This window comes from Nocardia uniformis NBRC 13702 (assembly GCF_001613345.1).
Taxonomy (GTDB): domain Bacteria; phylum Actinomycetota; class Actinomycetes; order Mycobacteriales; family Mycobacteriaceae; genus Nocardia; species Nocardia uniformis.
On sequence record NZ_BDCE01000006.1, the window covers coordinates 107,395 to 131,054 of the forward strand.

19 protein-coding genes and 1 tRNA gene are annotated in these 23,660 nt (G+C 65.8%); 3 read left to right on the plus strand and 17 right to left on the minus strand.

The window, feature by feature from the left end; genetic code table 11:
* Positions 1–364: 364 nt before the first annotated feature.
* From NU1_RS01495 to NU1_RS01545, 11 genes are all read right to left on the minus strand, one after another.
* A complete protein-coding gene (locus NU1_RS01495; protein ID WP_067516522.1) occupies positions 365–553 on the minus strand; it encodes a hypothetical protein in 189 nt (62 codons plus the stop codon).
* Entirely contained in the window at positions 550–1,401 is an 852-nt protein-coding gene (locus NU1_RS01500) for a hypothetical protein (protein WP_157551928.1), read from the minus strand. Before NU1_RS01500 ends, NU1_RS01495 begins: the two co-directional genes overlap by 4 nt.
* On the minus strand, positions 1,398–2,810 hold the full coding sequence (locus NU1_RS01505) for a hypothetical protein (protein WP_067516526.1): 1,413 nt from the start codon (positions 2,808–2,810) through the stop codon (positions 1,398–1,400). Before NU1_RS01505 ends, NU1_RS01500 begins: the two co-directional genes overlap by 4 nt.
* A complete protein-coding gene (locus NU1_RS01510; protein WP_067516528.1) occupies positions 2,807–3,130 on the minus strand; it encodes a type VII secretion target in 324 nt (107 codons plus the stop codon). Before NU1_RS01510 ends, NU1_RS01505 begins: the two co-directional genes overlap by 4 nt.
* Positions 3,131–3,407: 277 nt before the next feature.
* Positions 3,408–5,306 (minus strand): Stk1 family PASTA domain-containing Ser/Thr kinase, encoded by a 1,899-nt coding sequence (gene pknB / locus NU1_RS01515; protein ID WP_067516530.1) that lies wholly within the window; start codon positions 5,304–5,306, stop codon positions 3,408–3,410.
* A complete protein-coding gene (locus NU1_RS01520) occupies positions 5,303–6,883 on the minus strand; it encodes a serine/threonine-protein kinase (RefSeq protein WP_067516532.1) in 1,581 nt (526 codons plus the stop codon). Before NU1_RS01520 ends, pknB begins: the two co-directional genes overlap by 4 nt.
* A 34-nt stretch (positions 6,884–6,917) precedes the next feature.
* Positions 6,918–8,390 (minus strand): peptidoglycan D,D-transpeptidase FtsI family protein, encoded by a 1,473-nt coding sequence (locus NU1_RS01525; RefSeq protein WP_067516534.1) that lies wholly within the window; start codon positions 8,388–8,390, stop codon positions 6,918–6,920.
* 13 nt (positions 8,391–8,403) lie between these two features.
* A complete protein-coding gene (locus tag NU1_RS01530; RefSeq protein ID WP_067516536.1) occupies positions 8,404–9,873 on the minus strand; it encodes an FtsW/RodA/SpoVE family cell cycle protein in 1,470 nt (489 codons plus the stop codon).
* Complete coding sequence (locus NU1_RS01535; protein ID WP_067516538.1) at positions 9,873–11,360, minus strand: PP2C family protein-serine/threonine phosphatase; 1,488 nt, start codon at positions 11,358–11,360, stop codon at positions 9,873–9,875. Before NU1_RS01535 ends, NU1_RS01530 begins: the two co-directional genes overlap by 1 nt.
* A complete protein-coding gene (locus tag NU1_RS01540) occupies positions 11,357–11,827 on the minus strand; it encodes an FHA domain-containing protein FhaB/FipA (protein ID WP_067516540.1) in 471 nt (156 codons plus the stop codon). Before NU1_RS01540 ends, NU1_RS01535 begins: the two co-directional genes overlap by 4 nt.
* A 193-nt stretch (positions 11,828–12,020) precedes the next feature.
* Positions 12,021–13,439 (minus strand): FhaA domain-containing protein, encoded by a 1,419-nt coding sequence (locus tag NU1_RS01545; RefSeq protein ID WP_067516542.1) that lies wholly within the window; start codon positions 13,437–13,439, stop codon positions 12,021–12,023.
* Positions 13,440–13,720: 281 nt separating this feature from the next.
* Here NU1_RS01545 and NU1_RS01550 point away from each other — a divergent pair.
* Positions 13,721–13,806 (plus strand) — tRNA-Leu (locus tag NU1_RS01550).
* 950 nt (positions 13,807–14,756) lie between these two features.
* Here the strand turns inward: NU1_RS01550 and NU1_RS01555 are convergent.
* A complete protein-coding gene (locus tag NU1_RS01555; protein ID WP_067516544.1) occupies positions 14,757–15,803 on the minus strand; it encodes a stage II sporulation protein M in 1,047 nt (348 codons plus the stop codon).
* A 266-nt stretch (positions 15,804–16,069) separates the two neighbouring features.
* Here NU1_RS01555 and NU1_RS01560 point away from each other — a divergent pair, with 266 nt between their 5' ends.
* Entirely contained in the window at positions 16,070–16,879 is an 810-nt protein-coding gene (locus tag NU1_RS01560; protein ID WP_067516546.1) for an RDD family protein, read from the plus strand.
* Between the two features lie 269 nt (positions 16,880–17,148).
* Here the strand turns inward: NU1_RS01560 and NU1_RS01565 are convergent, their stop codons facing one another.
* The 5 genes from NU1_RS01565 to NU1_RS01585 are packed head-to-tail and all read right to left on the minus strand — an operon-like array spanning position 17,149 to position 21,997.
* A complete protein-coding gene (locus NU1_RS01565) occupies positions 17,149–18,444 on the minus strand; it encodes a DUF58 domain-containing protein (RefSeq protein ID WP_067516548.1) in 1,296 nt (431 codons plus the stop codon).
* 3 nt (positions 18,445–18,447) lie between these two features.
* Positions 18,448–19,452, minus strand: coding sequence for an AAA family ATPase (locus tag NU1_RS01570; RefSeq protein ID WP_067516550.1), 1,005 nt, complete (start codon positions 19,450–19,452; stop codon positions 18,448–18,450).
* Entirely contained in the window at positions 19,428–20,510 is a 1,083-nt protein-coding gene (locus NU1_RS01575) for a DUF4129 domain-containing protein (RefSeq protein WP_067516553.1), read from the minus strand. Before NU1_RS01575 ends, NU1_RS01570 begins: the two co-directional genes overlap by 25 nt.
* Entirely contained in the window at positions 20,507–21,376 is an 870-nt protein-coding gene (locus NU1_RS01580) for a hypothetical protein (protein WP_084520881.1), read from the minus strand. The genes NU1_RS01575 and NU1_RS01580 overlap by 4 nt, the downstream gene beginning before the upstream one ends.
* Before the next feature lie 60 nt (positions 21,377–21,436).
* On the minus strand, positions 21,437–21,997 hold the full coding sequence (locus tag NU1_RS01585; protein WP_067516555.1) for a TetR/AcrR family transcriptional regulator: 561 nt from the start codon (positions 21,995–21,997) through the stop codon (positions 21,437–21,439).
* A 76-nt stretch (positions 21,998–22,073) separates the two neighbouring features.
* Between NU1_RS01585 and NU1_RS01590 the strand changes: the two genes are divergently transcribed.
* Positions 22,074–23,660: MFS transporter (locus tag NU1_RS01590; RefSeq protein ID WP_084520882.1), on the plus strand; the 1,587-nt coding region annotated here is incomplete at its 3' end.

Genomic DNA, 23,660 nt, shown 5'->3' on the forward strand with positions numbered 1-23,660 from the left:
CACTCAGATCCGACGGGAGCACGGGAAGGTCCCCGGCACGTTGCCCATTCATCACCCCACAGTCATCGTGCCAGAGGTCCGTGTCACTGCGCTGGCGCAGTTTGCTGACTCCGAAAACCACTGCGGCGACAAGACCGATTGTCAGGAGAATTTCATGGACTTCTCACGGGGTCCACCACACACCAGCGAGAACGCGCTCCCCAGCAGAAGGAAACGACGCGCGCTCACACGGAACAAGCAGCCGACCGGACCAACTACGCGGACCGACAGCGAAACCACTACGCCGGGAATGGTTCCAAGAGCAAATCCGTGCCCGGAACAGTTACGCGAGGTGGCGTTTGAGGAGCTAAGCTCGTCGAGCGAGTCAGCTATCGCCGTAGAGCGTGAAGGTAATGGTCGGGCCTGATGCCTCCCGCTGCCAGTCCTCGTAGCTCTCGGAACCGCTGAACTCCGACTGGTCCTGCTGGGCCGTGCTGTCCACGTCGCCTCCCGGCGACGGGAGGCCCATCGCCTCGAGATACTCCGGTGGAAGGTCAGCATACGGATCGCTCATGCTCGATCACCTCCCATCCTGCGCACAATCGGCTCGTTCGGGTCCAGCACGCGATAAGAGCGTATGCGGTCGATCGCCCGATGGTCGGACAGCTCTTCGCGCAACTCCGGGTGCGTGAAATAGAATCGGACCAGCCAGTAAGTTGCGGCGCCACCAATCGACGGCCAATGGGCATCGAGACTGACTGTTCGCGTAACGGACTCATCGGTTCGGAACGTCACAAGTACGTCGCACCGGTCTTTACTTGATTTGTGAGAGGCGATAGCGACGTCAACGATGTCTCGCCAGGCCACCGTCGATTTCCCTTTGAAGGTCTGCTTGAATGACAGGCTATCCGGAGCAAGGACCAGGTTTCCGATGGGAGCTTGGACGACAATCCGCACAGTGTCGACCAATGAGAAAATTACGGCGATCAATATCACCAGCGGAAAGAAAACGCGCTGGCCGCCACTGAGTGGAAGATCGAGTGTATTGGACCATAATCCGAGGCAGAAAATTGATCCGCCAATTACAGTCGATATCGTGAAAATATACTGGGACAGTCTCATCCCTAGCGCGGCGTTGATGACTGTCCTTCCGTCAGCGTTTTTCATACTGGAAGAATGAACCTGCGTCTGCTTGGCTTGGAATATAGAAGCAGCGCCCAGTAGGCCCAGGAACCATGCGGACAACCCGGCGAACAAAAAGAAGGAGGATCGTAACCATTCATTGTTGGCAATGGAATTCGGGAGCTGGAGCCAGAGAAAGGACCCGAAGCCGCCGAAGGCAAATCCGCCCAGGTAGAAGACCCAGCGGGACGATTGCCACTGGTAAGGTATCGGATATTCCGAACTCTTACTATCGCTCATTTGCATACCACATTCTCTCCAAGATATGTCCCGGCAGCGCCGAATGTCCACGTGCCAAACGCGGCACCAATAAGCGCACCCGGCCATGCAGCATACTTTCCGCCCACGAAACCGCCCAGTGAACCGCCTGCAGTGCCAGCGAGCCCAGACGTTCCAGCGACACACTTCTCATGCGCAGTTCCGGCGTTGATCACATCCCATCCGGTCACAGCTAGACTCAATCCCGGCCCTACTGCCTTCGCTCCGATGTGAAGCTTACCGGTTTGTGAAGCATCCAACATTGGGACACCACGACCGTTCTTGAGGGCCTCGCCGGAGTAGGTTTCAAGCGCACTCATCCCGCCGCCAAGTGACGTCAGATATGGGTGCGTGAAGAATTCACTATTACCGCTACTCGGATCGAAGATCGCTTTGCTATCCGGTATTGGATATGTCTTTCCTGTAGCCAGGTCAGTAACTGTGCCGCCCGTCTGATCGCCACGTTGCCAGACTTCGACCTTCATCTCACCTGGAATCTCGTTTGTAGTCCGCACGATTCCGCTGCCAGTAGTCTCCCTGCTCGTGGTCGACGTTGACACGAGCTTTCCAGTCGGATCGTATTGGCGGACAACAGTGGTATCCCAATATGACGGCGTGTGCTCTACAACCATCACACTGCCGTCCTGCATGGTCAGCTTCGTAGTGGTCATGTAGTTCTCATCAGGTCCGCTGACCTGGGTATCACTGACCGTAGTCGCTGCCGCTTGCTGTTGAAGTAGCTCTTGGTCAGCACGCCCCTGCTCCGTGCTCGGGTCCGGTACACCGCTGGGCTGCAGGAAGTCAGGGCCAAAGGTGACCCTCGTAGGATCCATCTCAACATCTTTGTTGATCTGCCCGACAAGGTATGCCAGCATGCTTCGCACCTTGGAGTCGGCCGCCCCAAGCTCGGTAACCAAAGGATTGAGTTGGTTTTGCATCGCCGTCTGGGCCTGTTTCAGTACCTGAAAGCGGGCATCATCCATCGATGCGGACTTGAGGACCACAACCCAGAGGTCATCGACCTCGAGCGGTCCCTTCTCGATAGTCTCGACCATAGAGTCCAACCGGGTCTTCACCGACGACAGCGAATGAAACGCCAGGTCGACGATGTTCCCCACGCCTTGATGACCGAAAGTGTTTCTGTCGTAGGCGATATCGGCGAACTCGCCAGCGTGGTTCGCGGTGCGCGTCAGCATGTCCACTGCCGCCGTGTGCCCCTCACCCTCCCAGGCCCGCATCTCCGGCATGTTCGTGCAGTTGTCACGCAAGGTGTGCACTGCCATCTCGATATCCTGTCCCGCCTGCAAGACTTCCTTGGCCTTGTCGGGCAGACTGCTGATATCCCAGGTGGCGAATACCGATCGTGTTGGGATGTACTGCATTTGGCTCATTTGTCCGCCCCCCGCCCTTGCGCGCGGGGGTCTTCGGTCTGCAGCTTTCGGAAGTCCTCCGCGATATCGGCGTCGGTCACCTCGTAGGTCCCCGCGGCGCCCCGAACCACATCACCGATGGCCGAGATATCGCTCGCGAAGGTGTCGAGTGGGGTTCTCACCACGTTTCCGGCCCGACGGGCCGCCCATTGAGCTTGGGAACCGGGTAGTCCGTCGAAGACTGCGGCGATCTTCCCCGCAAGATTGACATCGCCGATGCTCTGTGACGCCGTACCGATTGAAGTGGCGAACGAACGCAGAATGGCCGGATCTACTAACACGACTACCCCCTCGCCCCCTGTTACGCGGGGCCATCAAACCCAAACTTCAGAACACGCTAACAGACACATCCCCCAGCGCTTCGGGGCAATACGGTGAACAATGGCTTCGTATACGCCACGAGCGGTTCGATCAGCGTGCCATCGAGCTTTGGGGGACCGAGATAGTGCAGACCGGATTCGTAGGTGGCGTTCACTGCTCGATCCCGTGATCGACCGGTCCACTTACCGCTTAGGGCTAATTATCCGGTCCACGTCGGAAGACGAGGGAGACGACCGATCATGGCGGCCCGAGCGACAGCACTCCGGTCGTAATCGTCACGGTGGCGGATTTCCCCAGCGACGATCCCACCGCCGGTTGCTGCGCGATGACGCGTCCGACGCTGCCGGCGTCCAGGGTGGCCTGCGTGTTCTGGCTGATCTGCCCGTTCCAGCCGCGCTGTCGCAACATATCCGCCGCCTGCGCGGATGTCATACCGCGCAGGTCGGGCATGGCGATGGCGTCGCCGGTGGAGACCTGCACAATGACCGTGGAGCCCTTGTCGGCCATACTGCCGCCCGCCGGATTGGTGCCGATTACGGTGTTCTTGGGCTGTGAGTTCTCCACTTCCTGGATGGTGATCTTGAATCCGGCGCTCTCGACCAGGTTCGGTTCGGCGACATCCAGCGGTTGCCCCACCACGTTGGGGACGCGCACCTGCTCCGGTCCTTTGCCGAGGGTGATGGTGACGGTGCCGTTCGCGTCGACCTTCGCACCTTCGACCGGGCTATGCGCGATGACCTTGTCCTTCTCCTCGACGCTGGACGCATCGTGGTTGACATCCGAATTCAGCCGCAGCCCTATGGCATTGAGCTTTTGTTCGGCCTGCTGCTGGGTGAGTCCGGCCAGTCGCGGTACCGATACCTGCGCCGGTCCGGTGGATACCTGCAGGGTGACGGTGCTGCCCTTGTCGACGCGGGAGCCGCCGAGCGGCTGGGTGGCGATGACATTGCCCGCCGCCACCTTGCTGTCCGGCTTCTCCTGAATACCCACCGAGAAATCGAGCCGCTCCAGCTCCCGCTGGGCGAGCTGCGCCGACTTATTGGACAGATCCGGCACCGCCACCTGATCGGGGCGGGCGCCGGGACCGACCAGTACCCAGAAGAGCGCGAAGGCCACCGCGACCGCGGCCGCCGTGGCGAGCGCGACATAGACGGTGCGCCGCGAACCGCCGGGTTCGACGATCTCCTGTTCGGTGGTGTCGTCGCGACGTTCCACCGTGCGGTAGCGCGGGGTGGGTTCGTCGTCGAGGAAGTTGGTGCTCTCCTCCTCGGTCATGACCATGGGCGCGGTCGGCTTCTGCCCGCCCAGCACCCGGATCAGGTCGGCCCGCATCTCGGCGGCGCTCTGATACCGGTTGGCCGGGTTCTTGCTCATGGCCTTGAGAATGACGGAGTCGAGTTCGCGCGGTACGCCCGAATGGACGTGCGAGGGCAGCCGCGGATCCTCCCGCACATGCTGATAGGCCACCGCGACCGGCGAATCGCCGGTGAAAGGCGGCTCCCCGGTGAGGATTTCGTAGAGCACACAGCCGACCGAGTACACGTCGGAGCGGGCGTCCACCTGTTCGCCGCGGGCCTGTTCGGGGGACAGGTACTGGGCGGTACCGATAACCGCCGCGGTCTGGGTCATCGGGTTGGCGCTATCGGCGATAGCGCGCGCGATGCCGAAGTCCATCACCTTCACCGCACCCGCGGTATTGATCATGATGTTGGCGGGCTTCATATCGCGGTGCACGATGCCATTGCGATGGCTGAAATCCAGTGCCGCGCAGACGTCGGCAATGACCTCCATGGCGCGCCTGGGCGGCAGCGGGCCCTTGCCGCGCACGATATCGCGCAGCGTGTCGCCCTCGACGTACTCCATGACGATGTACGGCAGCGGACCGCCGTCCACCTCGGCCTCACCGGTGTCGTAGACGGCCACGATAGCGGGATGGTTCAGTGCGGCGGCATTCTGCGCCTCGCGCTTGAACCGCAGGTAGAAGGTGGGGTCGCGGGCCAGGTCGGCGCGCAACACCTTGATCGCCACATCGCGGCCCAGCCGGGCGTCCCGTGCCTTGTGGACTTCGGACATGCCGCCGAACCCGATGATCTCGCCCAACTCGTAACGAGAGGACAGGTTCTTCGGGGTCGTCATGGCAGTCCTTGCTGGGGGATGGCTGCTGAGGCGTTGCTGGTCGTATTCCCGCGGACTCCGGGAAGCTGTCCCGGCGTCCATGTCGATGGTATTTCCACCCCTGGAATCCCTGGCAGTCCCGGCGTGGTTTTGGTCGGCTTCTGTGCCGTGGTGGTCGGTTGTTCCGGCTTGGTCGTCGCCGTCACCGTCGGCTTCTGCGAGGTGGTGGTCGGTGGCGGTGTGGTCGTCGTCGGTTCCGGCTCGGTGGTGGTCGGTTCCGGCTCGATGGTGGGCGCGACCGTCGGCGGCGGCGGTACGTACTGCGTGGTCGTCGGCGCTTCCGTGGTGGTGTCGCTGGTCGACGGAACCGGCGGCGGTACCACGACCGCGCTGGTCTTGGTCGGCACCGGGGGTTCCGGCGGATCGCCGCCCAGCAGCGCGAAAGCCGCCGCGCTACCCAGGATCAGCGCGCCGACGCCGAGACCGGCGAGGGCCTTCTGGCCATTGGTGAAGCGGCTGCCGCCGGAGTTCGCGGTATGGGCACCCGTCGGCGGTAGACCCGGGGGCGGTGTGGCCGGACCCGCCATGATGGCGGTGGCGGAAGTGGGCGGCGGCTGTTGCGGCCGTGCCGGATTCGACGGGTAGCGCACCGTCGCCTGATCGGCGAGCGGGGTGGGGATGACCATGGTCGGCCCGGGCGGCGGCATGATGCGTCCGGCCCCGGATGTCATTGCGGTGGTGGCGAGTCCGTTGGGTGGCGGCGGACGCCTTCCGGCGCGTACGGCGGCCACCGCGTCGGCGAATTCGCCGCCATTGGTGTAGCGCTGCGTCGGCTCCTTGGCCAGCGTGATCTCGATGAGTTCCCGCACGTTCGGCGGCAGGTCGGCGGGCAGCGGCGGCGGGGTCTCCCGCACATGCTTCATGGCGACGGTGAGCGCGCCGTCACCGGTGAACGGCCGTGTTCCGGCGAAGGCCTCGTAGCCGACCACGGCGAGCGAATACACATCGGAGGCGGCGGTGGCGTCCTCGCCGGTGGCCTGTTCGGGCGCGATGTACTGGGCGGTGCCCATCACCATGCCGGTCTTGGTGACCGGTGAGGCGTCCACGGCCTTGGCGATGCCGAAGTCGGTGATTTTCACCTGTCCGGTCGGGGTGACCAGGATATTGCCGGGTTTCACATCGCGGTGCACCACGCCCGCGGCATGTGCGACCTGGAGGGCGCGCGCGGTCTGCTCGAGCATGTCGAGACCCTGGACCACCGACAGTCGGGTCATCCGGTTGAGGACCGCGTTGAGCGGTTCGCCCGAAACCAATTCCATGACCAGGTAGGCGGTTTCGCCGCCGGCCGGGTCCATGGTCTCGCCGTAGTCGTAGATTCCGGCGATACCGGGATGGTTCAGCTGAGCGGTCGTCTTGGCCTCGGTGCGGAACCGGTGGCGGAAGGTCGGATCCGCCGAGAATTCCGCCTTGAGCACCTTCACCGCGACCCGGCGATCGAGCCGGGTGTCCAGTGCCTCCCAGACCTGGCCCATACCGCCGGTGGCGATCAGTCGGTGCAGCCGGTACCGGTCGGCGATCAATGCACCGTTGGTCAGCATTCCAGCCCCCGTCTAGCTAGCACGTTCATATTCTTCAGCCCCCCTGCAATCCGGCGTCGAGCACCGCGCGCGCGACGGGCGCTGCGACGGATCCGCCGGTCGCGGCCAGGGCGCGGTCACCGCCGTTCTCCACGACCACGGCGATCGCGATCTTCGGGTTCTGCGCCGGGGCGAAGGCGATGTACCAGGCGTGCGGCGGGGTATTGCGCGGGTCGGTGCCGTGTTCGGCGGTGCCGGTCTTGGAGGCGATCGAGTAGGGGCGCTGACCCCCACCCTGGGTGTTCTTCTCCGATTCGATCATCAGGTTGGTCAGTTGGGATGCCACCTGGGCGTTGACCGCCTGACCCACCGACATCGGTTTGGTCGTGCTGAGAACGCTCAGATCGGGGCCTTGCAGCTGGTCGACCAGATAAGGCCGCATCCGGACTCCACCGTTGGCGATGGTTGCCGCGATGACCGCATTATCCAGCGGCGTCACCGATACGTCGCGCTGGCCGATGCTGCTCTGGCCGAGCGCCGCGCCGTCGGGGATGGTGCCGACGGTGCTGTCCTGTACCGGAATCGGAATACCGTCGTGCTGGCCGATACCGAACGCGGCGGCCTCGTCCTTGAGGTTCGCCGCACCTACCTTGATACCGAGCTCCACGAAGGCGGTGTTACACGAGTACTTGAATGCTTCTGTCAGCGTGACGGTTTGACTGTCGCTGGAACCGCAGTGGCTGCCGTTGTAATTCTCCAGCGTGGTGGCGGTATCGGGCAGGGTGATCCTCGACTGGGCGGTGAACTGGTCATTCGGGCTCGCGATACCCGCCGACAGCGCGGCCGCCGTGACCACCACCTTGAAGGTGGAACCGGGCGGATAGGTCTGCGAGACAGCGCGATTGAGCATCGGCTGCCGCGGGTCCTGCAACTGTTCGTTCCAGGTGCGAGTGACTGCCGCGCCATCATGGCTGGACAGCTGATTCGGATCGTAACTGGGGGTGGACACCATGGTGAGAATGCGCCCGGTGCTCGGCTCGATGGCCACCACCGAACCGGTGTAGCCCTTGGCGGTGAGCTGCTCGTAGGCGACCTTCTGCATGACCGGGTCGATGGTGGTGACCACATTGCCGCCGCGCGGATCGCGTCCGGAGACCAGGTCGATGAGGCGACGGCCGAACAGCTGATTATCGGAGCCGTTGAGCACCGAATCCTCGGCGTGCTCCAGACCGGTGCTGCCGTACTGCATCGAGTAGAACCCGGTGATCGGGGCGTAGGCCATTGGGTCGGTCGGGTAGGTGCGCAGGTACTTGTAGCGGTCGTCGGTTGCCACCGAACTCGCCAAAACCGCGCCCTGCGCCGAGATCTGGCCGCGCTGGCGGGCGTATTCATCCATCAGCACGCGCACATTGCGGGAATCGCTACGCAACTTGTCGGCCTTGAAGACCTGGACGTAGGTGGCGTTGGCAAGTAGTGCCACCACCATGACCATGACGGCCATGGCGACCCGGCGCAGGGGAGTGTTCACGCGAATCCTCCCATCAGGCACTGCCCTTCGCCGGACGCTGCACCATCTGGGTGGGAGCGTCGGCAATCGGTTCGGGGACTTTCTTGCGGATCGGAGCGGGTGCCCGCGCGGCATCGGAAATCTTGATCAGCAGCGCCACCAGTGCGTAGTTGGCCAGCAGTGAGGAACCGCCGTAGGAGACGAACGGTGTCGTGAGACCGGTCAGCGGAATCAGTTTCGTGACACCGCCGACCACGACGAACACCTGCACCGCGATGGTGAACGACAGTCCGGCGGCCAGCAGTTTGCCGAAGCTGTCGCGCACCGCCAGCGCGGTGCGCAATCCGCGCACCACGAACATGGTGAACAGCATCAGCACCGCGGCCAGACCGATCAGGCCCAGCTCCTCGCCGATGGTGGTGATGATGAAGTCGGTCTTGGCGAACGGCACCTGGGAGGGTCGCCCGCTACCCAGCCCGGTGCCCGCGAGCCCGCCGGTGGCGAGTCCGAACAGCGACTGGGAAATCTGGTAGCCGGTGTTGTTGTAGTCGTCGAACGGGTTCAGCCAGGTTTCCACGCGCACCCGGACATGGCCGAAGACGTTGTAGGCGAAGACGAATCCGAGCGCCAGCAGGCCGCTGCCGATAATCAGCCAGCCCACCCGCTCGGTGGCGATATAGAGCATCACCAGCACGGTGACGAAGATGAGCAGCGAGGTGCCGAGGTCCTTCTCCAGCACCAGCACGCCGATGCAGACGACCCAGACCACCAGGATCGGGCCGAGGTCGCGGGCCCGGGGCAGTTCCAGCCCGAAGACGTGCTTACCCGCCGCGGTGAACAGATCACGCTTGGCGACCAGTACCCCCGCGAAGAAGATGATGAGCAGCAGTTTCGCGAATTCGCCCGGCTGCATACTGAATCCGGGCAGCCGGATCCAGATCTTCGCGCCGTTCACCATGGAGTAGCGGTCCGGCAGCAGCGCCGGAATGGCGAGCGCGATCAGACCGATCAGGCCGACGGTGTAGGAGAACCGGGCCAGCGTGCGGTAGTCGCGCAGGGCGATGAGCAGGCCCATGAACACCACCATCCCCAACCCCGTCCACAGCACCTGCTGGTTGGCATCGGGGGAGGGGATGGCCGTGGAGTTGAACAGGGCGTCCTGCTTCTCCGCCAGATCCAGCCGGTGGATGAGGACGAGCCCGAGTCCGTTGAGCAGGGCCACAATTGGTAGTAGCACCGGATCGGCGAAGGCCGCGAACCGTCGCACCGCTAGGTGCGCCACCCCGAACAGCGCCAGATACGCCAAACCGAGTTTGGCGATATCCCAGCTGATCGACTGTTCCTGGCTGGCTTCCACCAGCACCAACGCCACCGTGGTGATGAGTGCGGCCAGCGCCAGCAGCAACAGTTCGACATTGCGCCGGGTCGAGGGCGGCGGCGCGGGAGCGAATCCGCCCGGGGGACTGGGAAAGGCCCCAGCGGACGGTGGTGCCGGTGCGGACATCAGTCCGCCACCCTGCAGTTCTGACCCGCGATCTGCGGCGCCTGGGTGGTGGTGGGCTGCGCGGTCGTGGTCGGGGTGCGGTTCTCCAGGGTCTTCTCGTCCGCACCGGGGACGGTCGGGGTATCCGTCGGTGTGGGGGCGGGCGGAACCGTGGTGGTGGGTGCACCCGTGGTGGGCGGCTCATTCGGATCGGCCGACGGCGTCGTGGGCTGCGGGTCGGGCTTCTCGCAGGGCGGCAGCAGTTCTCGCTGCGCCAGCGATTCCATCTGCCGGACGGCTTCTTCACGTGAGCCCGGCGGCAGACCCTTGTCGACGGAGTCGCGACCGGTCGGCTTGAGATCGTCGGACTTCAATTCGAGGCAACCGTCGGGAAAGGACTCGTCCGGCGCGACCAGCTTCAGTTCACCGCTGCGGGTGACGCAGCCGATCTGATCGACATCATGGATCGAGAAGCTGAGCACCGAACCGGGTAGACCGCGCAGTACCACCACCCGGCCGCCCTCGGCGCCCACGTAGTAGTTGCTGCGAATCATGTTGTAGCCGACCGTGAGTCCCGCACCAATGGCCACGATCAAGGCCAGTCCCAGGAGACCCCAGCGCAGTTTGTGGCTTTTGCTCGGCGGTTCCGGTTCCGGCTGCGTGACCGCGCGACGCGGTGCGGCGCGCGGTGGACGCATGGCCGCGGCCCGGCCCGCGGCGGTATTGGGCGGCGGGGTGTCGTCATCGTCAGCGGACGCCGCACCGGCCACAATGGGGTGGCTCTGTCCGTAGTCGAGGTCGATGACATCGGCGACGACAACGGTGACATTGTCGGGACCACCACTGCGCAGGGCCAATTCGATGAGGCGGTCGGCCGCCTCATCGGTGCTGCCCTCACGCATGGTGTTGCAGATGGTCTCATCGCTGACAACATCGGAGAGGCCGTCGGAGCACAGCAGATAGCGGTCCCCGGCGCGCGCCTCGCGCACGATGAGCGTCGGCTCGATCTCATTGCCGGTGAGCGCCCGCATGATCAGCGACCGCTGCGGATGGGTGTGCGCCTGCTCCGGCGTGATCCGGCCCTCGTCGACCAGCGACTGCACGAAGGTGTCATCGCGGGTGATCTGGGTGAGCTCGCCGTTTCTGAGCATGTAGGCGCGGGAATCGCCGATATGCGCCAGGCCGAGTTTCTTACCCGCGAACAGGATGGCGGTGAGCGTGGTGCCCATACCGTCGAGTTCGGGTTCCTCCTCGACCTGATCGGCGATAGCGGCATTGCCGGCGTGCACCGCGTGATCGAGTTTGCCGAGCAGATCGTCGCCGGGCTCGTCGTCGTCGAGATGGGCGAGTGCGGCGATCATCAGCTGTGAGGCGACCTCACCGGCGGCGTGGCCGCCCATGCCGTCGGCGAGCGCGAGCAAGCGCGCGCCCGCGTAGACGGAATCCTCATTGTTGGCCCGAACGAGCCCACGGTCGCTGCGCGCGGCGTAGCGGAGAACAAGTGTCACGATCGCAGCTCGATCACTGTTTTGCCGACACGGACGGGGGTGCCGAGCGGAACCCGCACCGGCGTCGTGACTTTCGCGCGGTCGAGGTAGGTCCCATTGGTGGAACCGAGATCCTCGACATACCAATCCTCACCACGCGGCGACAAGCGCGCATGGCGGGTGGAAGCGTAGTCGTCGGTGAGTACCAGCGTGGAGTCGTCGGCCCGTCCGATCAGCACCGGCTGTGAGCCGAGCGTGATGCGGGTACCGGCGAGAGAGCCCTGAGTCACCACGAGAAATTTGGCGCCCTTCTGGCCCCGGCGAAACGATGGCAGCACCGCGGAACCACTCGAGGCTCGTGACGGTGCGACTCTGATGCCGGAAGCCGCGTAGATATCGCTGCGCAGGGTCCGGAGCACCGCCCACACGAACAGCCACAACAACAGCAGGAATCCCGCACGGGTCAATTGCAGGATCAATCCCTGCACGGTGCTCCACCTCCTGTTCGACCGTGTGTAGGTACGGTTCGTCGACCCCCAACCGGTGATGCTTGGTCAGCGCGGCCGGGTACCACTGCCATGTGAGTGTTGGCAGCATCATAGGGCCGTAGACCGGTTGCGATCACGTTAAGACCGAGGATTCTCGGTGCCACATCGTGACCTGCATCGCGAGCTTACGGGATCAGACGATCCGGATCAGGATCTCGGAATGCCCGGCGCGGATGACATCCCCGTCGGCCAACTGCCAATCTTGCACCGGCGAGCCGTTGACCAGCGTTCCATTGGTCGATCCGAGGTCCGACAACATCGCCGTCTGACCGTCCCAGCGCACCTCGATATGACGCCGGGACACCCCGGTGTCCGGCAATCGGAAGTGCGCGTCCTGGCCGCGGCCGATGATGTTGGATCCCTCACGCAACTGGTAGGTGCGGCCGCTGCCGTCGTCCAGTTGCAGGGTGGCCGAGTAGCTGGAACCGGCGTGCGGTGCGGCCGGCGGGGGCTGCTGGCCATAGCCCTGCTGGCCGTAACCGGGCTGCTGCCCGTAGCCCTGCTGGCCGTAACCCTGGTCGTCCGCGGGCGCGTAGGCGCCCTGGTCGTAGCCGGGGTCGGCGTAGCCCTGCTGGCCGTAGCCGGCCTGCTGTCCGTAAGCCTGGTCCTGCTGTCCGTATGCCTGGTCCGGCTGTCCGTATGCCTGATCGGGCTGTCCGTACGCCTGGTCGTAGCCCGGCTGCTGGTAGCCCTGGTCGTAGCCCGGCTGCCCATAGGCCTGCTGGTCGTATCCGGGCTGCTGCCCATAGGCCTGCTGGTCGTAGCCCGGCTGCTGGTAGCCCTGGTCGGCGTAGCCCTGGTCGTAGCCCGGCTGCCCGTAGGCCTGCTGGTCGTATCCGGGCTGCTGGCCATAGGCCTGCTCGGGCTGGTAGCCGCCCTGTTGCCCGTAGCCCTGCTGGCCGTAGCCCTGGTCGTATCCGGCGGCACCGTTCTGGTACTCGCCATAGCCTGCCTGGTCCGCGTAGCCCGGCTGACCCGGCGCGTATTCGTCGCGGTACGCGCCCTGGCCGGGCGCTCCCGCGGGCGGGGGCGCGTACCCGCGGCTGCGTGGATCGGACTCCGCGGCGTCACGGCTGGGGTCGTAGCCTGAGTTCTGCGTCATGGGGCCAGCTCCTGGTTGCGGGTGTTCGGGTCGTTGTGGGCGTTCAGGTCCCGGTGCCGGGCCGGTCCGACGGCCCGCGTCCGGATTTACTCGGCCGCGGGTTCTGAACTGTCCGGTGTGCAGCGTAGGTGATGGCTCGAACGCTACGTGCACTTCACCGTAGGTCTGCCAACCCTGTTCGCGGATGTGGTCCTGAAGATGTTTGGCGAACGCGCGTGTGGTGAGATCGTGGTCAGCGTCGAGTTGTCGCAGGTCCGACTCGTTGACGGTGATGATGTAACTGTTGGGAGCCAACAGATGCCCACCGTCGAGTTCCTGAATTTGGTCGGCTGCCTCACGCTGGAGTGCCGCCTCGACTTCCTGGGGTACGACGCTGCCGCCGAAGACGCGCGCGAAGACATCTCCCACAGCCCCCTGGAGGCGACGCTCGAATCGCGAAACGATGCCCATCGCCCCTCCTCCCGGGTCATGACGCTTACTCGAGTCTGAGAAGCGTTCCTCGTGTCTCGGCCTGAAGACACCGTGGCATGCGCGGTTTGTCTGATACGGCGACACGCAGGTAGGGCGTGTCGCCGTAGAGACACGGTGATTGCATGATATCCACGATCGTCCACACCTGTAACTCTTGGCGAAGACACCGGGTTCCCGAGCTGCCCAAATCGTGGTATACGGCCGGTCACCAGGCGATTTCGTTTTAGGGCATACCCCGTGATAACTTTTTTACGTCGCTCGGGCGAGTGGCGGAATGGCAGACGCGCTGGCTTCAGGTGCCAGTGTCCGTAAGGACGTGGGGGTTCAAGTCCCCCTTCGCCCACCAGAACGAAGGCTCGATCCAGATTCGGATCGGGCCTTTCGTCGTATTCGGGCCGCTGTCGCTGCCGGATTGGTCCTGGCCTCGGCCGAATCGGACCGTGTCGCGGCGGGTGATCGACGGTTGCGTCGGATCGACACCGCGGCCGGGTGCTGTGCCCGCAGACATTCCATTCCGGCAGTGGCGGACTCGTCCGTTGTCGGCCGGTGTTGACGCGTAGTGCGGCCGACCGTGTGAATCACCGCCGGTATCGGTGGACGCCGCTCGCCGATCCGCCGCTGACCTCGCCGCGCATCCGGCATTCGGGTGAGGTGTCGCGGCGACGACGGCCGGGATCGTCCGGATTGGGGATTGACCCGAAACCGCAGGTCGCCGCCCGAATGTGACGAAGATCGCAGCGGTGTCGGAGGTGTCCCGGTAGGGGCGTTGCCGGGTGGCGGCCGATCGGGGCGCAGCGTGTTTCTCGGGGCGAAATTCGATTGCCGAGGAACGGTCTGCGAGGTATCGATCACCTTTCTTTCGGGTTTTGCTGAACTTGCGTCTGGGCATGACCGCTCTAACCAGACTTTGAGTTTGTTTCTAATCGGGCGAACCGTTGGCAATGGCCCTTGATTCCAGGGAAACGCCAGATGAACGCGGGTTGTCCGAGTTATGGGTGTGTTTCATCAGTGGTATGGCAAACGTACAAACCGGGTTCACATCACAAACCACGTGGAACGGTTTTGGTGATGGCGCGGCGGTTGCCATGCGGGGGTGGCAATCGCGCTCTCGGAAGCCGCGAAAGTCGAAAGCTGGAAATTAGCGATCTTGTCGGATTCCACTCGGCCACTGTCCGTTTCGCCTGGTCGGCTTATACACTTGACACGCGTGGTGAGGGTTGCGTCGGCATAACGATTGTGTAGAGTCGACGGTAACGCTGGCCGCAGCTGAGCTCGACTCGCTGCGGCCAGTGGAAATCAATTTCCGGCGGCTACCGCCGAGGTCGAAGCCCCTTTCCGTACAGCCGCTTCCGGTCCCGTCACGGCCGAGTAGCTCACCATGTGCTCGCTCGCCTCCTCCTCCAGCACCACCCGGCGACCCACGCCGAATACGTAGCCGAGGAAGGCCAGCTCGGCCAGTGCGCCGACCGCGATACGCAGGGATGCGGGCAGATCGCTCGGCGTCACGAAACCCTCGATCAGACCCGATACCAACAGCACGCCGGTCAGTCCGACCGCGATGACGGCGGTGGCCCGACCCTGCCGGGCGAGCGCTCGCACCCGGCTCTCCCGGCCCGGGTCGACCAGCGTCCACCCCAGCTTCAGGCCCGCACCGCCCGCTACGAAAATGGCGGTCAGCTCCAGCATTCCGTGCGGGAGGATGAAGGTGAAGAAAGCGTCCATCCGGTCCGCGTGCGCCATCAGCCCGGCGCTGATGCCCAGATTGACGGCATTCATAACCAGTACGTACACCGCGGGCAGGATGAGGAATCCGCTGAACAGGGCAATCGCGGCAACCCATGCGTTATTGGTCCACACCTGCGCGGCGAAGGCATCGTTCGGGTGTTCCGAGTAGTAGGTCTCGAATGCCCCACCCGGCCCGGTGAGTTCAGGAGCGTGGTCGGGCAGCCCGAGAGTGCGCCTGGCAGAGGCGAATTCATCGACCCAGACGGCCAGCGCCGTCGCACCCAGCAGGAAGACCGCCGCCACCCCCACCCACCACTTCCAGGCCCGGTACACCGCCGCCGGGAACCGGTGCGTGAAGAAGCGGGCGATTTCCCGGCCGGTCTCGGGCTGCGCGCTCAGCACCCGTCCGCGTGCCCGGGTCAGAATCGCCGACAGTCCGGCGATCAGCTCCGGATCGGCCTCCCGGGCCTGGATGCGCGCGAACTGCTGTGAGGTGAGCCGGTAGAGCCGCACCAGCTCATCGGTCTCCGCCCCCGTGAGCCGCTGCCGCCGGGTGGCGAGGTAATCGAGCCGATCCCAGGATCGCCGGTGCACGAAGGTGTAAGCGTCCAGATCCATCGAACCTCCTGTGGCACCGGCTGAGGAAATGCTATCGGTCGATCACCTCGGTAGGGTCGGTCGCAGCGCGCCGCCCCCGTTGTTCGTGGCCCACCCGGTCTGGACTCAGTGGAGCGGAGACAGCGAAGACCAAGGGTTACCGAGTTGAACGCGCAGTATCGGCACACTCCGGAATGACGAAGGCGGCCAAGCGACATCGCGACCTCGATCCCAGTAGGTAAGAGCCGCGGAAACAGGGTCGCGAAGCATAGGCGGAGGATTCAGTCATGGCACTTTTCACCACTGGCGAGGCTGTCGCCGTCGAGTTGCCGATCGCGCGGATTCCGACTCGGGCCGCGGCGTTTCTGCTCGATCTGATGCTGCAGCTGTCGGTCGGGTTGGCGTTGATCTTTCTCGTCGAGGTGACATTGGCCGGTGTGGGCGCGGATCCGGCCTGGGAGGATGCGGCGCTGTTGATCACCGTGGTCTCGGTGCTGATCGGGTATCCGGTGGTGTTCGAGACCCTCACGCGCGGGCGCACGCTCGGCAAGATGGCGCTGGGACTGCGGGTGGTGCGCGGCGACGGCGGGCCGGTCGATCTGCGCCACGCGCTCACCCGTGGGCTCGGCGGGATCGTGGACTTCTGGGTGCTCGGCACCGGTGTGATCGCGATCGTGGTGTCGCTGTGTTCGCCGAATGCCCGTCGTGTCGGTGACATTCTGGCGGGCACCGTGGTCGTGCATTCCCAGGCCCGGCTGCCGTCCGTCGGCCTGGCGATACCGCCGCCCTGGCTGGCGGTGTGGGCGCGCCAATTGGATGTGTCGGGACTGTCCGACGAGCTGGCCCTCTCGGTCCGCCAATACCTGCTGCGTTTTCCGCAGCTGACGCCCGCCGTCCAGCAGCACCTGGGCGTCGTGCTGGTGGATGCGGTGTGCACGGAGCTGAAAATCCCTGGCCCGGCGGGTTATCCACCGCTGCACATCCTCGGTGCGGTCCTATCGGAACGGCAGCGCCGCGCGCTGCCACCGCCCCCTGTCGCCCCGAATGTGCCACTGTCGCAGGATTCGGTGTACGCACGACCGATGGTGGCACCGTAGAACCGACGGCGACCGTGGATCCGATTCGCCCTCGTCATCAGCTCTGACCTCACCCCTGCTGGTCAGATCTGGCCGCACCCCGTCATCAGAGCCGCACCGCCGTCATCAGAACTGGCCCCACCGTCGTCATCCCGGCGTGCTTTTGGCCGGGATCCACAGACCGTGGGTACTGAAACTCCCCTTGGTGGATTCCCGCCAAAGCCTGCCGGAATCACGACAGACCGGCAGGCTGCCGAGAACATGCCGGAATGACAGGCGCCGCCCGGGGTCTACAGCGCCCCGGTCTGTTTGAGCTCCAGGTACTCGTCCGCGAGAACTTCCGGAAGGCGGGCCGGAGATTCGGCTATGACGCGGACTCCGGTGCGGTGCAGGGTTTCTCGGGCAATCGCGTGTTCGGCGACAATATTCTCCGCCGCGGCGGCGGTATAGGGGTCCCCGGCGGCGGTGCGGTGGGTGGCCGCGGCCGCTACGTCCGGGTCGGTGACCGAGACAATGAGGACGCGGTGGCGGCGGGTGAGGACCGGGAGGACGGGAAGCAGGCCCTCCTGCACGGTGGCGGCGTCGAGGTGGGTGAACCAGACGACCAGGCTGCGGCGGCGGGCGCGTTGCAGGGTGGTGCGCATCAGGCCCAGGTAGTCGGTGTCGACCAGGTTCGGGGTTACCCCGGCGAGAGCGTGCATCAGTTTGTGCTGCAGGCGCTTTCCACCGACGCCGCGTACTTCGGCGCGGACCTCGCGGTCGTAGGCCAGCAGATCCACCGAGTCGCCAACGGAGGCGGCCAGTCCGCCGAGCAGCAGGGCGGCCTCGATCATGGCGTCGAGGCGGGTGCCGGCACCGACGCGGCCCGCGCTGACACGGCCGGTATCGAGCAGCATGACGACATGGCGATTGCGTTCCGGACGCCAGGTGCGGACCAGCACGTCATCGGCGCGGGCGGTGGCGCGCCAGTCGATGGTGCGCACATCGTCGCCGACCACGTATTCGCGGAAGGAATCGAATTCGGTGCCCTGACCGCGAATGGTGGTGGTGTTGCGGCCCTCCATATGCTGCAGCCGTTTGACTTTCGAGGCGAGCAGTCGTTCGCCACGGAACGGCGGCAGGGCGCGCAGCCGAGCGGGCACCGCGCGCCGGGTCTGACGTCCCGCCATCCCGAGTGGGCCGAGCAGCCGCAGTGTCACCGGACCGGCGATACGGTCGCCGCGGTAGGCCGGGGTCAGTTCGGTGTGGAAGCGAATACGGGTATTCGGCGGCAGGCGCAGCTCGTGTGCCCGGTGCCGGGCGTGCGCGCTATCGGGCCAGTCGTCCCAGACCGTCCCGCGCGCGGTGCGTGAACCCTGGTTCAGCACAGTCAATTCCACCTCGATGGCGCGTCCGGTGCGCACCGTGGTGAGCGGCTGCCGCGAAATGTCGAGCGTCTCCGCGTCGCCGAGCAGGGCCAGGTCGGTGAGTACCAGCGTCGCCAGTATCGCGGTCGCCAGCAGTACCCCGAGCCAGGATGGCAGCACCAGGGTGACGAAAAGCGCCGCGACCGCCGCGACGAGGGCCAACCGGCCGGTAACGACCATCGCCTACACCGGGACTGGAACGGACATCAGCAGCGCTGCCATGACGCCCTCGGCGGTGACGCCCTCCACCTCGTGTTCGGGCCGCAGCTGCAGGCGATGCCGAAGGACCGCCACCGCAACGGCTTTCACGTCATCGGGCGTGACGTACCCGCGCCCGTTGAGCCAGGCGTAGGCCCGCGACGCCGCCATGAGAGCGGTCGCGCCACGGGTGGACGCGCCGTGCGCGACGGCGGGGGAGGTGCGGGTGGCCCGGCACAGATCCACCGTGTAGGCCAGCACTTCCGGGCTGAGGGTGACATGTGCGATGGCCCGGCGCGCCACGGCGATATGCGCGGCTCCGGCTACCGGCCCCAGTCCGGCCGCACCGAGATCACGTGGATCGAATCCGGCGGCGTGCCGCTGCAGAATGCGGAATTCGTCATCACGGCTGGGTAATTGGACATCGACCTTGAACAGGAACCGGTCCAGCTGTGCCTCCGGCAGCGGATAGGTGCCCTCCTGCTCGATGGGATTCTGGGTGGCGATCACCACGAACGGGTCCGGCAGCGGCTGCGGGATACCGTCCACCGAAACCTGACGCTCCTCCATGGATTCCAGCAGCGAGGACTGGGTTTTCGGTGGGGTGCGGTTGATTTCGTCGGCGAGCAGCAGATTGGTGAATACCGGCCCGCGCCGGAAAGTGAATTCCGCCGAGTGCGGATCGTAGATCTGTGAGCCGGTGACATCGCCGGGCATCAGGTCGGGGGTGAACTGGATGCGCGCGTGCTCCAGATCGAGCGCGGTGGCCAGGGATCGCACCAGCAGTGTCTTCGCCACCCCGGGTACACCCTCGAGCAGTACGTGGCCGTGGCACAGCAGCGCCAGCACCAGATACATGACGGCACTGTCATTGCCGACGACGGCCTTGCCGATTTCGGCGCGCAGGGCCAGCAGGGCCCGCTGTGCGTCTTCGACGGTAGGGGTGTGGTTGGTGTCCACTGTGGTCACAAGACCTCCGCTTCGATCCATTCGAGTTGGGCGGCAACGAGTTCGAGGGTGCCCCGGTCGGGGACCGGGTCGTAGAGGGCGGCGGCCACCACGGCCGGATCCACACCGCCGCGGGCGGTAACTGTCGCCGAAATCCGGTCGGGAGTGGCGTCGGCGGTGAGGCCGAGGGTGGGGCGCAGTCGCCGCAGCGACGCCGATCGCAGTTTGCCGGCGATATGTTCGTAGTCTCGGGATTTGCGATACAGCCCGGCCTGCCCGGTGAGTAGTTCATTGGCGGGGGCCCGCACCGGCAGTGGTTCGGTGACGATGCTGCCGCGGCGGCGGCCGCGCCACCACAGCAGGATCGCCCAGGCGATCGCCCACTGCAATCCACCGAAGGCCACCCAGCCGGGCAGCCGCTCGAACAGCGAATCCTTACCCTCGCCGAATCGCGGGGGCGGCAGTTCGATCGGTTCCTGGGTGGGTGGTGCGGGTGGTTGGGTCGGCAATTCCGGGGTCTGCGGCGGCGATGGCGTGGGGGTCGCGAGCAGCAGGTAGGTCAGCAGCGCCACCGCGACCGTGCCCGCCAGGACTGCCCAGAACCGCCAGTCGCGCAGGAGCGCCGGGGTATTCGGCAGCCGTCGCCGGCGGGTGCGCGCGGTCTTCCTGCGTGGCTTGCGGCGGCGCTCGGTGATCTCGGCGGGTTCGTCGACCGGTGGCGGCGCGATGGAGAAGCGGTCGGCCTGCGCCAACCGTCGGTACTCGTCCTCGGTGGCCGGTCGGCCGCCGTAGACGATCTCATCGAAGTTGTGTGCGGCCGAGGGTAATTCGGTGGGGTCGGCGAGTTCGCCGCGGGCACCGAGGGCGGTGCTGGCGTCGTCGGCGGTGACGCGGGCGGTGCGGGCGCGCCGCACCTCCAAGACACCACGCTGCTCCAGGCCCCGGGTGACGGCGCGGAAGCGTTCGCGTACCGCGGTGCCGAAATCGCGGCGGCGGGCGGCTTCCTCGGCGGCGGCGAGATGGGTTGCGGCGGGACCCAATCGCGGTATCGGCGGTGCGTCGTGATGCCGCGGGCCCGGCGGGTTCGGGGGTTCGGTCATCGCTGACCTCCGATGCGCGGTATGCGGATATCCCAGGCCTCACGGCGGCAGCGGCGGTCCACGGTGACGACGACCTGGGTCGCCGATTCGATGGTTTCGGCGAAGGCGGTGAGGATCAGGACGGCGGTAATGATCAGCGCGGTCACCGTCCAGCGGCGGGTGCCGGAGATATCGGAGATGAGGTCCAGGGCCAGCAGCATCGGCAGGATCAGCACCACGAGCAGCGCGCGCAGGTACAGCCACAGCCCGACAATCTGCCATTCCGTGCCGCCCATCAGCGTTTTCGACCGCTGCGCGGCGACCGAAGCGGTGGCCGATTCGTCGAATATCACCGAGGCCGTGGGGTACTGACGGGCCCGCAGCCAACCCAGCCACACCGCCGCCATCGGCAGCGTGATTATCAGTGGCGTCCCCAGCGCGAGGACACCGATCCCGATCAGCGTGTATTTGACCTGGTAGAGCGTCAACGGTCCGGCATGCGCGGCGACCCGATCCAGTGCGGCCCGCCAACCGGGCCGCTGGCCGTGCACCGCGGCCAGACAGACGGTGGTGGTGACGCCACGAACGTAGAGGCGCAGCAACCAGATACTCAGCAGCGTGGCGAGAACGGCGGCCACGGCGACGGCGGCATCGGAGTCGTCGGTGGCCACGGAGGTCAGCGCGGTAATGCCGAATGCCAGCCCCGCGGTGAGTAATACCGCCCACCCGGACATGGCCGCCAACTGCTTGATTCGGGATTGCACCAGTCCGAACGGTCGGTCCAACAGCTCCCGGAACTGCATGGGGCGTATCGGGACCGGCGCATCAGGCATCGGTTCCGCCGCCCCGGTCGGCGGACCGGCATGGTCGGCGGCGGCTGGCAACACGGGCCGAGTCTATCGGCCGGGGGGCATTCGGGCGCCCGATGCTTTCCGGGCGCGCCTAGGTCAGCGGCCCAGCAGTCGGGCGACGACCTGTTGGTAAGTGTCGGGGTCGACCTGCGGCATACCGAGTAGGGCGCGGAGGTAGACGCCGTCGCCGACCAGGCGGACGATCTCGGCCTGGATCGGGTCGTGGATTTCGCTGTCCAAACCGGCTTTCCAGGCGTCCATTACCTCGGAGAGGGCGCGGTCGGTCTCGTCTTCGTCGGTGGCGTGGGGGCCGTCGACGGTGCGCATGGCGGCGAGCATGGAGCGGTAGAGGGCCAGCTCCAGGGCGTCGGTCTCGTTATCGGGGTGGGGGGTCTGCAGGTACCACTCGGCGACCGATTTGCCTTGGTCTACGGCGGTTTTCAGCTGGTGGTCGGCGCGTTCGCCGAGGCGGCGGATCAGTCCGGCGAGTAGCGCGTCCTTGGATTTGAAGTGGTAGAGCAGGCCGCCCTTGGAGACGCCCGCCTCGGCGGCGACATTCTCCAGGGTTACCTGGGACATGCCTTTATCGAGGAGCAGGGTTTCCAGGCCGTCGAGAATCCGGTCACGGGTGTCCGAGCGGTCACGAGTCTTTGTCACGCAATTCACTGTACCGTCTGGACGGTAAATCTGATACTGTACCGGCTGGACGGTTCAACTCTGGAAGTGAAGGATCATGACCCCCCACGCCAACGCCCGGTCCGGAACCGGACCCGAGGTGAAACCCGACGAGACGGCCACCCGCCGCAATGTCGACACCCAGCCCGCGACCCAGGTCGCGGGCTCGGTCGCGGTGGGGACCCCCGATCCGGGAATCGACAACGCCCCGGCCCCTGCCCGGGCGACCGCGCGCACCTGGGGCGGACTCGCGGTCCTGGCCCTGGCGCTGCTGCTGGTATCGGTGGACGCGACCGTGCTCGACCTCGCGATCCCCGCCATCAGCGCCGATCTGGCTCCGACCACGCCGCAGCTGCTGTGGATCATCGACGTCTACTCGTTCGTGCTGGCGGGCCTGCTGATCACCATGGGCACCCTCGGCGACCGCATCGGTCGGCGTCGCCTCCTACTCATCGGCGCGGCCGGATTCGGTATCGCCTCGGCCTTCGCCGCGTGGGCGATCAATCCCGAAATGCTCATTGCCGCACGCGTTCTGCAGGGTGTCGCCGGTGCGACCCTCATGCCCGCGACCCTGGGCCTGATCCGCAGCATGTTCGCCGATCCCAAGCAGCGCACCCTCGCCATCTCGGTCTGGGGTGCGATGGCCGGTTCCGGCGCCGCCTTCGGTCCGCTGCTGGGCGGCTGGCTGTTGGAGCACTACTGGTGGGGTTCGGTATTCCTGGTGAATCTGCCGGTCATGGCACTGCTGGTGGTACTCGGCCCGTTCCTGGTTCCGGAGTCGCGCGACCCGAATCCGGGCCGCTTCGATCTCCGCAGCGCCGGTCTGTCCATGCTGGCGCTGATCCCGATCGTGTACGCGGTCAAGCAGGTCGCGGCGCACGGTGTGAGCGCGCAGGCCCTGGTCGCGGCGATTATCGGTGTTGTGGCCGGTGTGGCGTTCATGCGTCGGCAGCGCCGGCTCACCTCGCCGCTGCTCGACCTGGAACTGTTCCGCATACCGCCGTTCCGGGCGGCGGCGCTGACCAATCTGCTGTCGATCTTCGCGCTGGCCGGTGTGTTGTTCTTCGGTTCGCAGTACCTGCAATTGGTGCTGGGCAAGGCACCGCTGGCGGCGGGTCTGCTGCTCATCCCCGGCACCCTCGGCAGCATTGTGGGCTCACTGGGTGCCGCCTGGCTGGTGCGGTACTTCCGCTCGGAGATCGTGCTGTGCGCGGCGCTGGTGCTCTCCGCCGCCGGAGCCATGCTGTTCTGGCTGTTGCGCGCCGATCCGTCGGCCTCGGTCAGCCCGTTCGTACTGGGCTTCCTGCTGATCGGCCTGGGCGTCGGTGTGGCGCTGACGGTTTCGGCCGACATGATTATCAGCTCGGCTCCGGCCGAACGCGCCGGAAACGCGGCCGCCATTTCGGAGACCGCGCTCGAAGGCGGTATCGCCCTGGGGGTCGCGGTACTCGGCAGCGTTGTCATGGCGGCCTTCCGCCGCGGCCTGGACCTGTCCACTGTCCCGGCCGCGCATAATGACGCGGCTCGCGAATCCCTGGGCGGAGCGGTCGAAACCGCCCACGCCCTGCCGGAATCCGCGGGTGCCGCCCTGCTCGACTCGGCCCGCTCGGCCTTCGTCTCGGGCGTGCACCTGGCTGCCGTCGCC

Bases quoted from the DNA above. Each gene is read 5' to 3' on its own strand.
- NU1_RS01495 (WP_067516522.1), bottom strand. From the start codon at position 553: ATGAGCGATCCGTATGCTGACCTTCCACCGGAGTATCTCGAGGCGATG.
- NU1_RS01500 (WP_157551928.1), bottom strand. From the start codon at position 1,401: ATGAGCGATAGTAAGAGTTCGGAATATCCGATACCTTACCAGTGGCAA.
- NU1_RS01505 (WP_067516526.1), bottom strand. From the start codon at position 2,810: ATGAGCCAAATGCAGTACATCCCAACACGATCGGTATTCGCCACCTGG.
- pknB (WP_067516530.1), bottom strand. From the start codon at position 5,306: ATGACGACCCCGAAGAACCTGTCCTCTCGTTACGAGTTGGGCGAGATC.
- NU1_RS01520 (WP_067516532.1), bottom strand. From the start codon at position 6,883: ATGCTGACCAACGGTGCATTGATCGCCGACCGGTACCGGCTGCACCGA.
- NU1_RS01530 (WP_067516536.1), bottom strand. From the start codon at position 9,873: ATGTCCGCACCGGCACCACCGTCCGCTGGGGCCTTTCCCAGTCCCCCG.
- NU1_RS01545 (WP_067516542.1), bottom strand. From the start codon at position 13,439: ATGGGCATCGTTTCGCGATTCGAGCGTCGCCTCCAGGGGGCTGTGGGA.
- NU1_RS01555 (WP_067516544.1), bottom strand. From the start codon at position 15,803: ATGGATCTGGACGCTTACACCTTCGTGCACCGGCGATCCTGGGATCGG.
- NU1_RS01560 (WP_067516546.1), top strand. From the start codon at position 16,070: ATGGCACTTTTCACCACTGGCGAGGCTGTCGCCGTCGAGTTGCCGATC.
- NU1_RS01565 (WP_067516548.1), bottom strand. From the start codon at position 18,444: ATGGTCGTTACCGGCCGGTTGGCCCTCGTCGCGGCGGTCGCGGCGCTT.
- NU1_RS01570 (WP_067516550.1), bottom strand. From the start codon at position 19,452: ATGGATCGAAGCGGAGGTCTTGTGACCACAGTGGACACCAACCACACC.
- NU1_RS01575 (WP_067516553.1), bottom strand. From the start codon at position 20,510: ATGACCGAACCCCCGAACCCGCCGGGCCCGCGGCATCACGACGCACCG.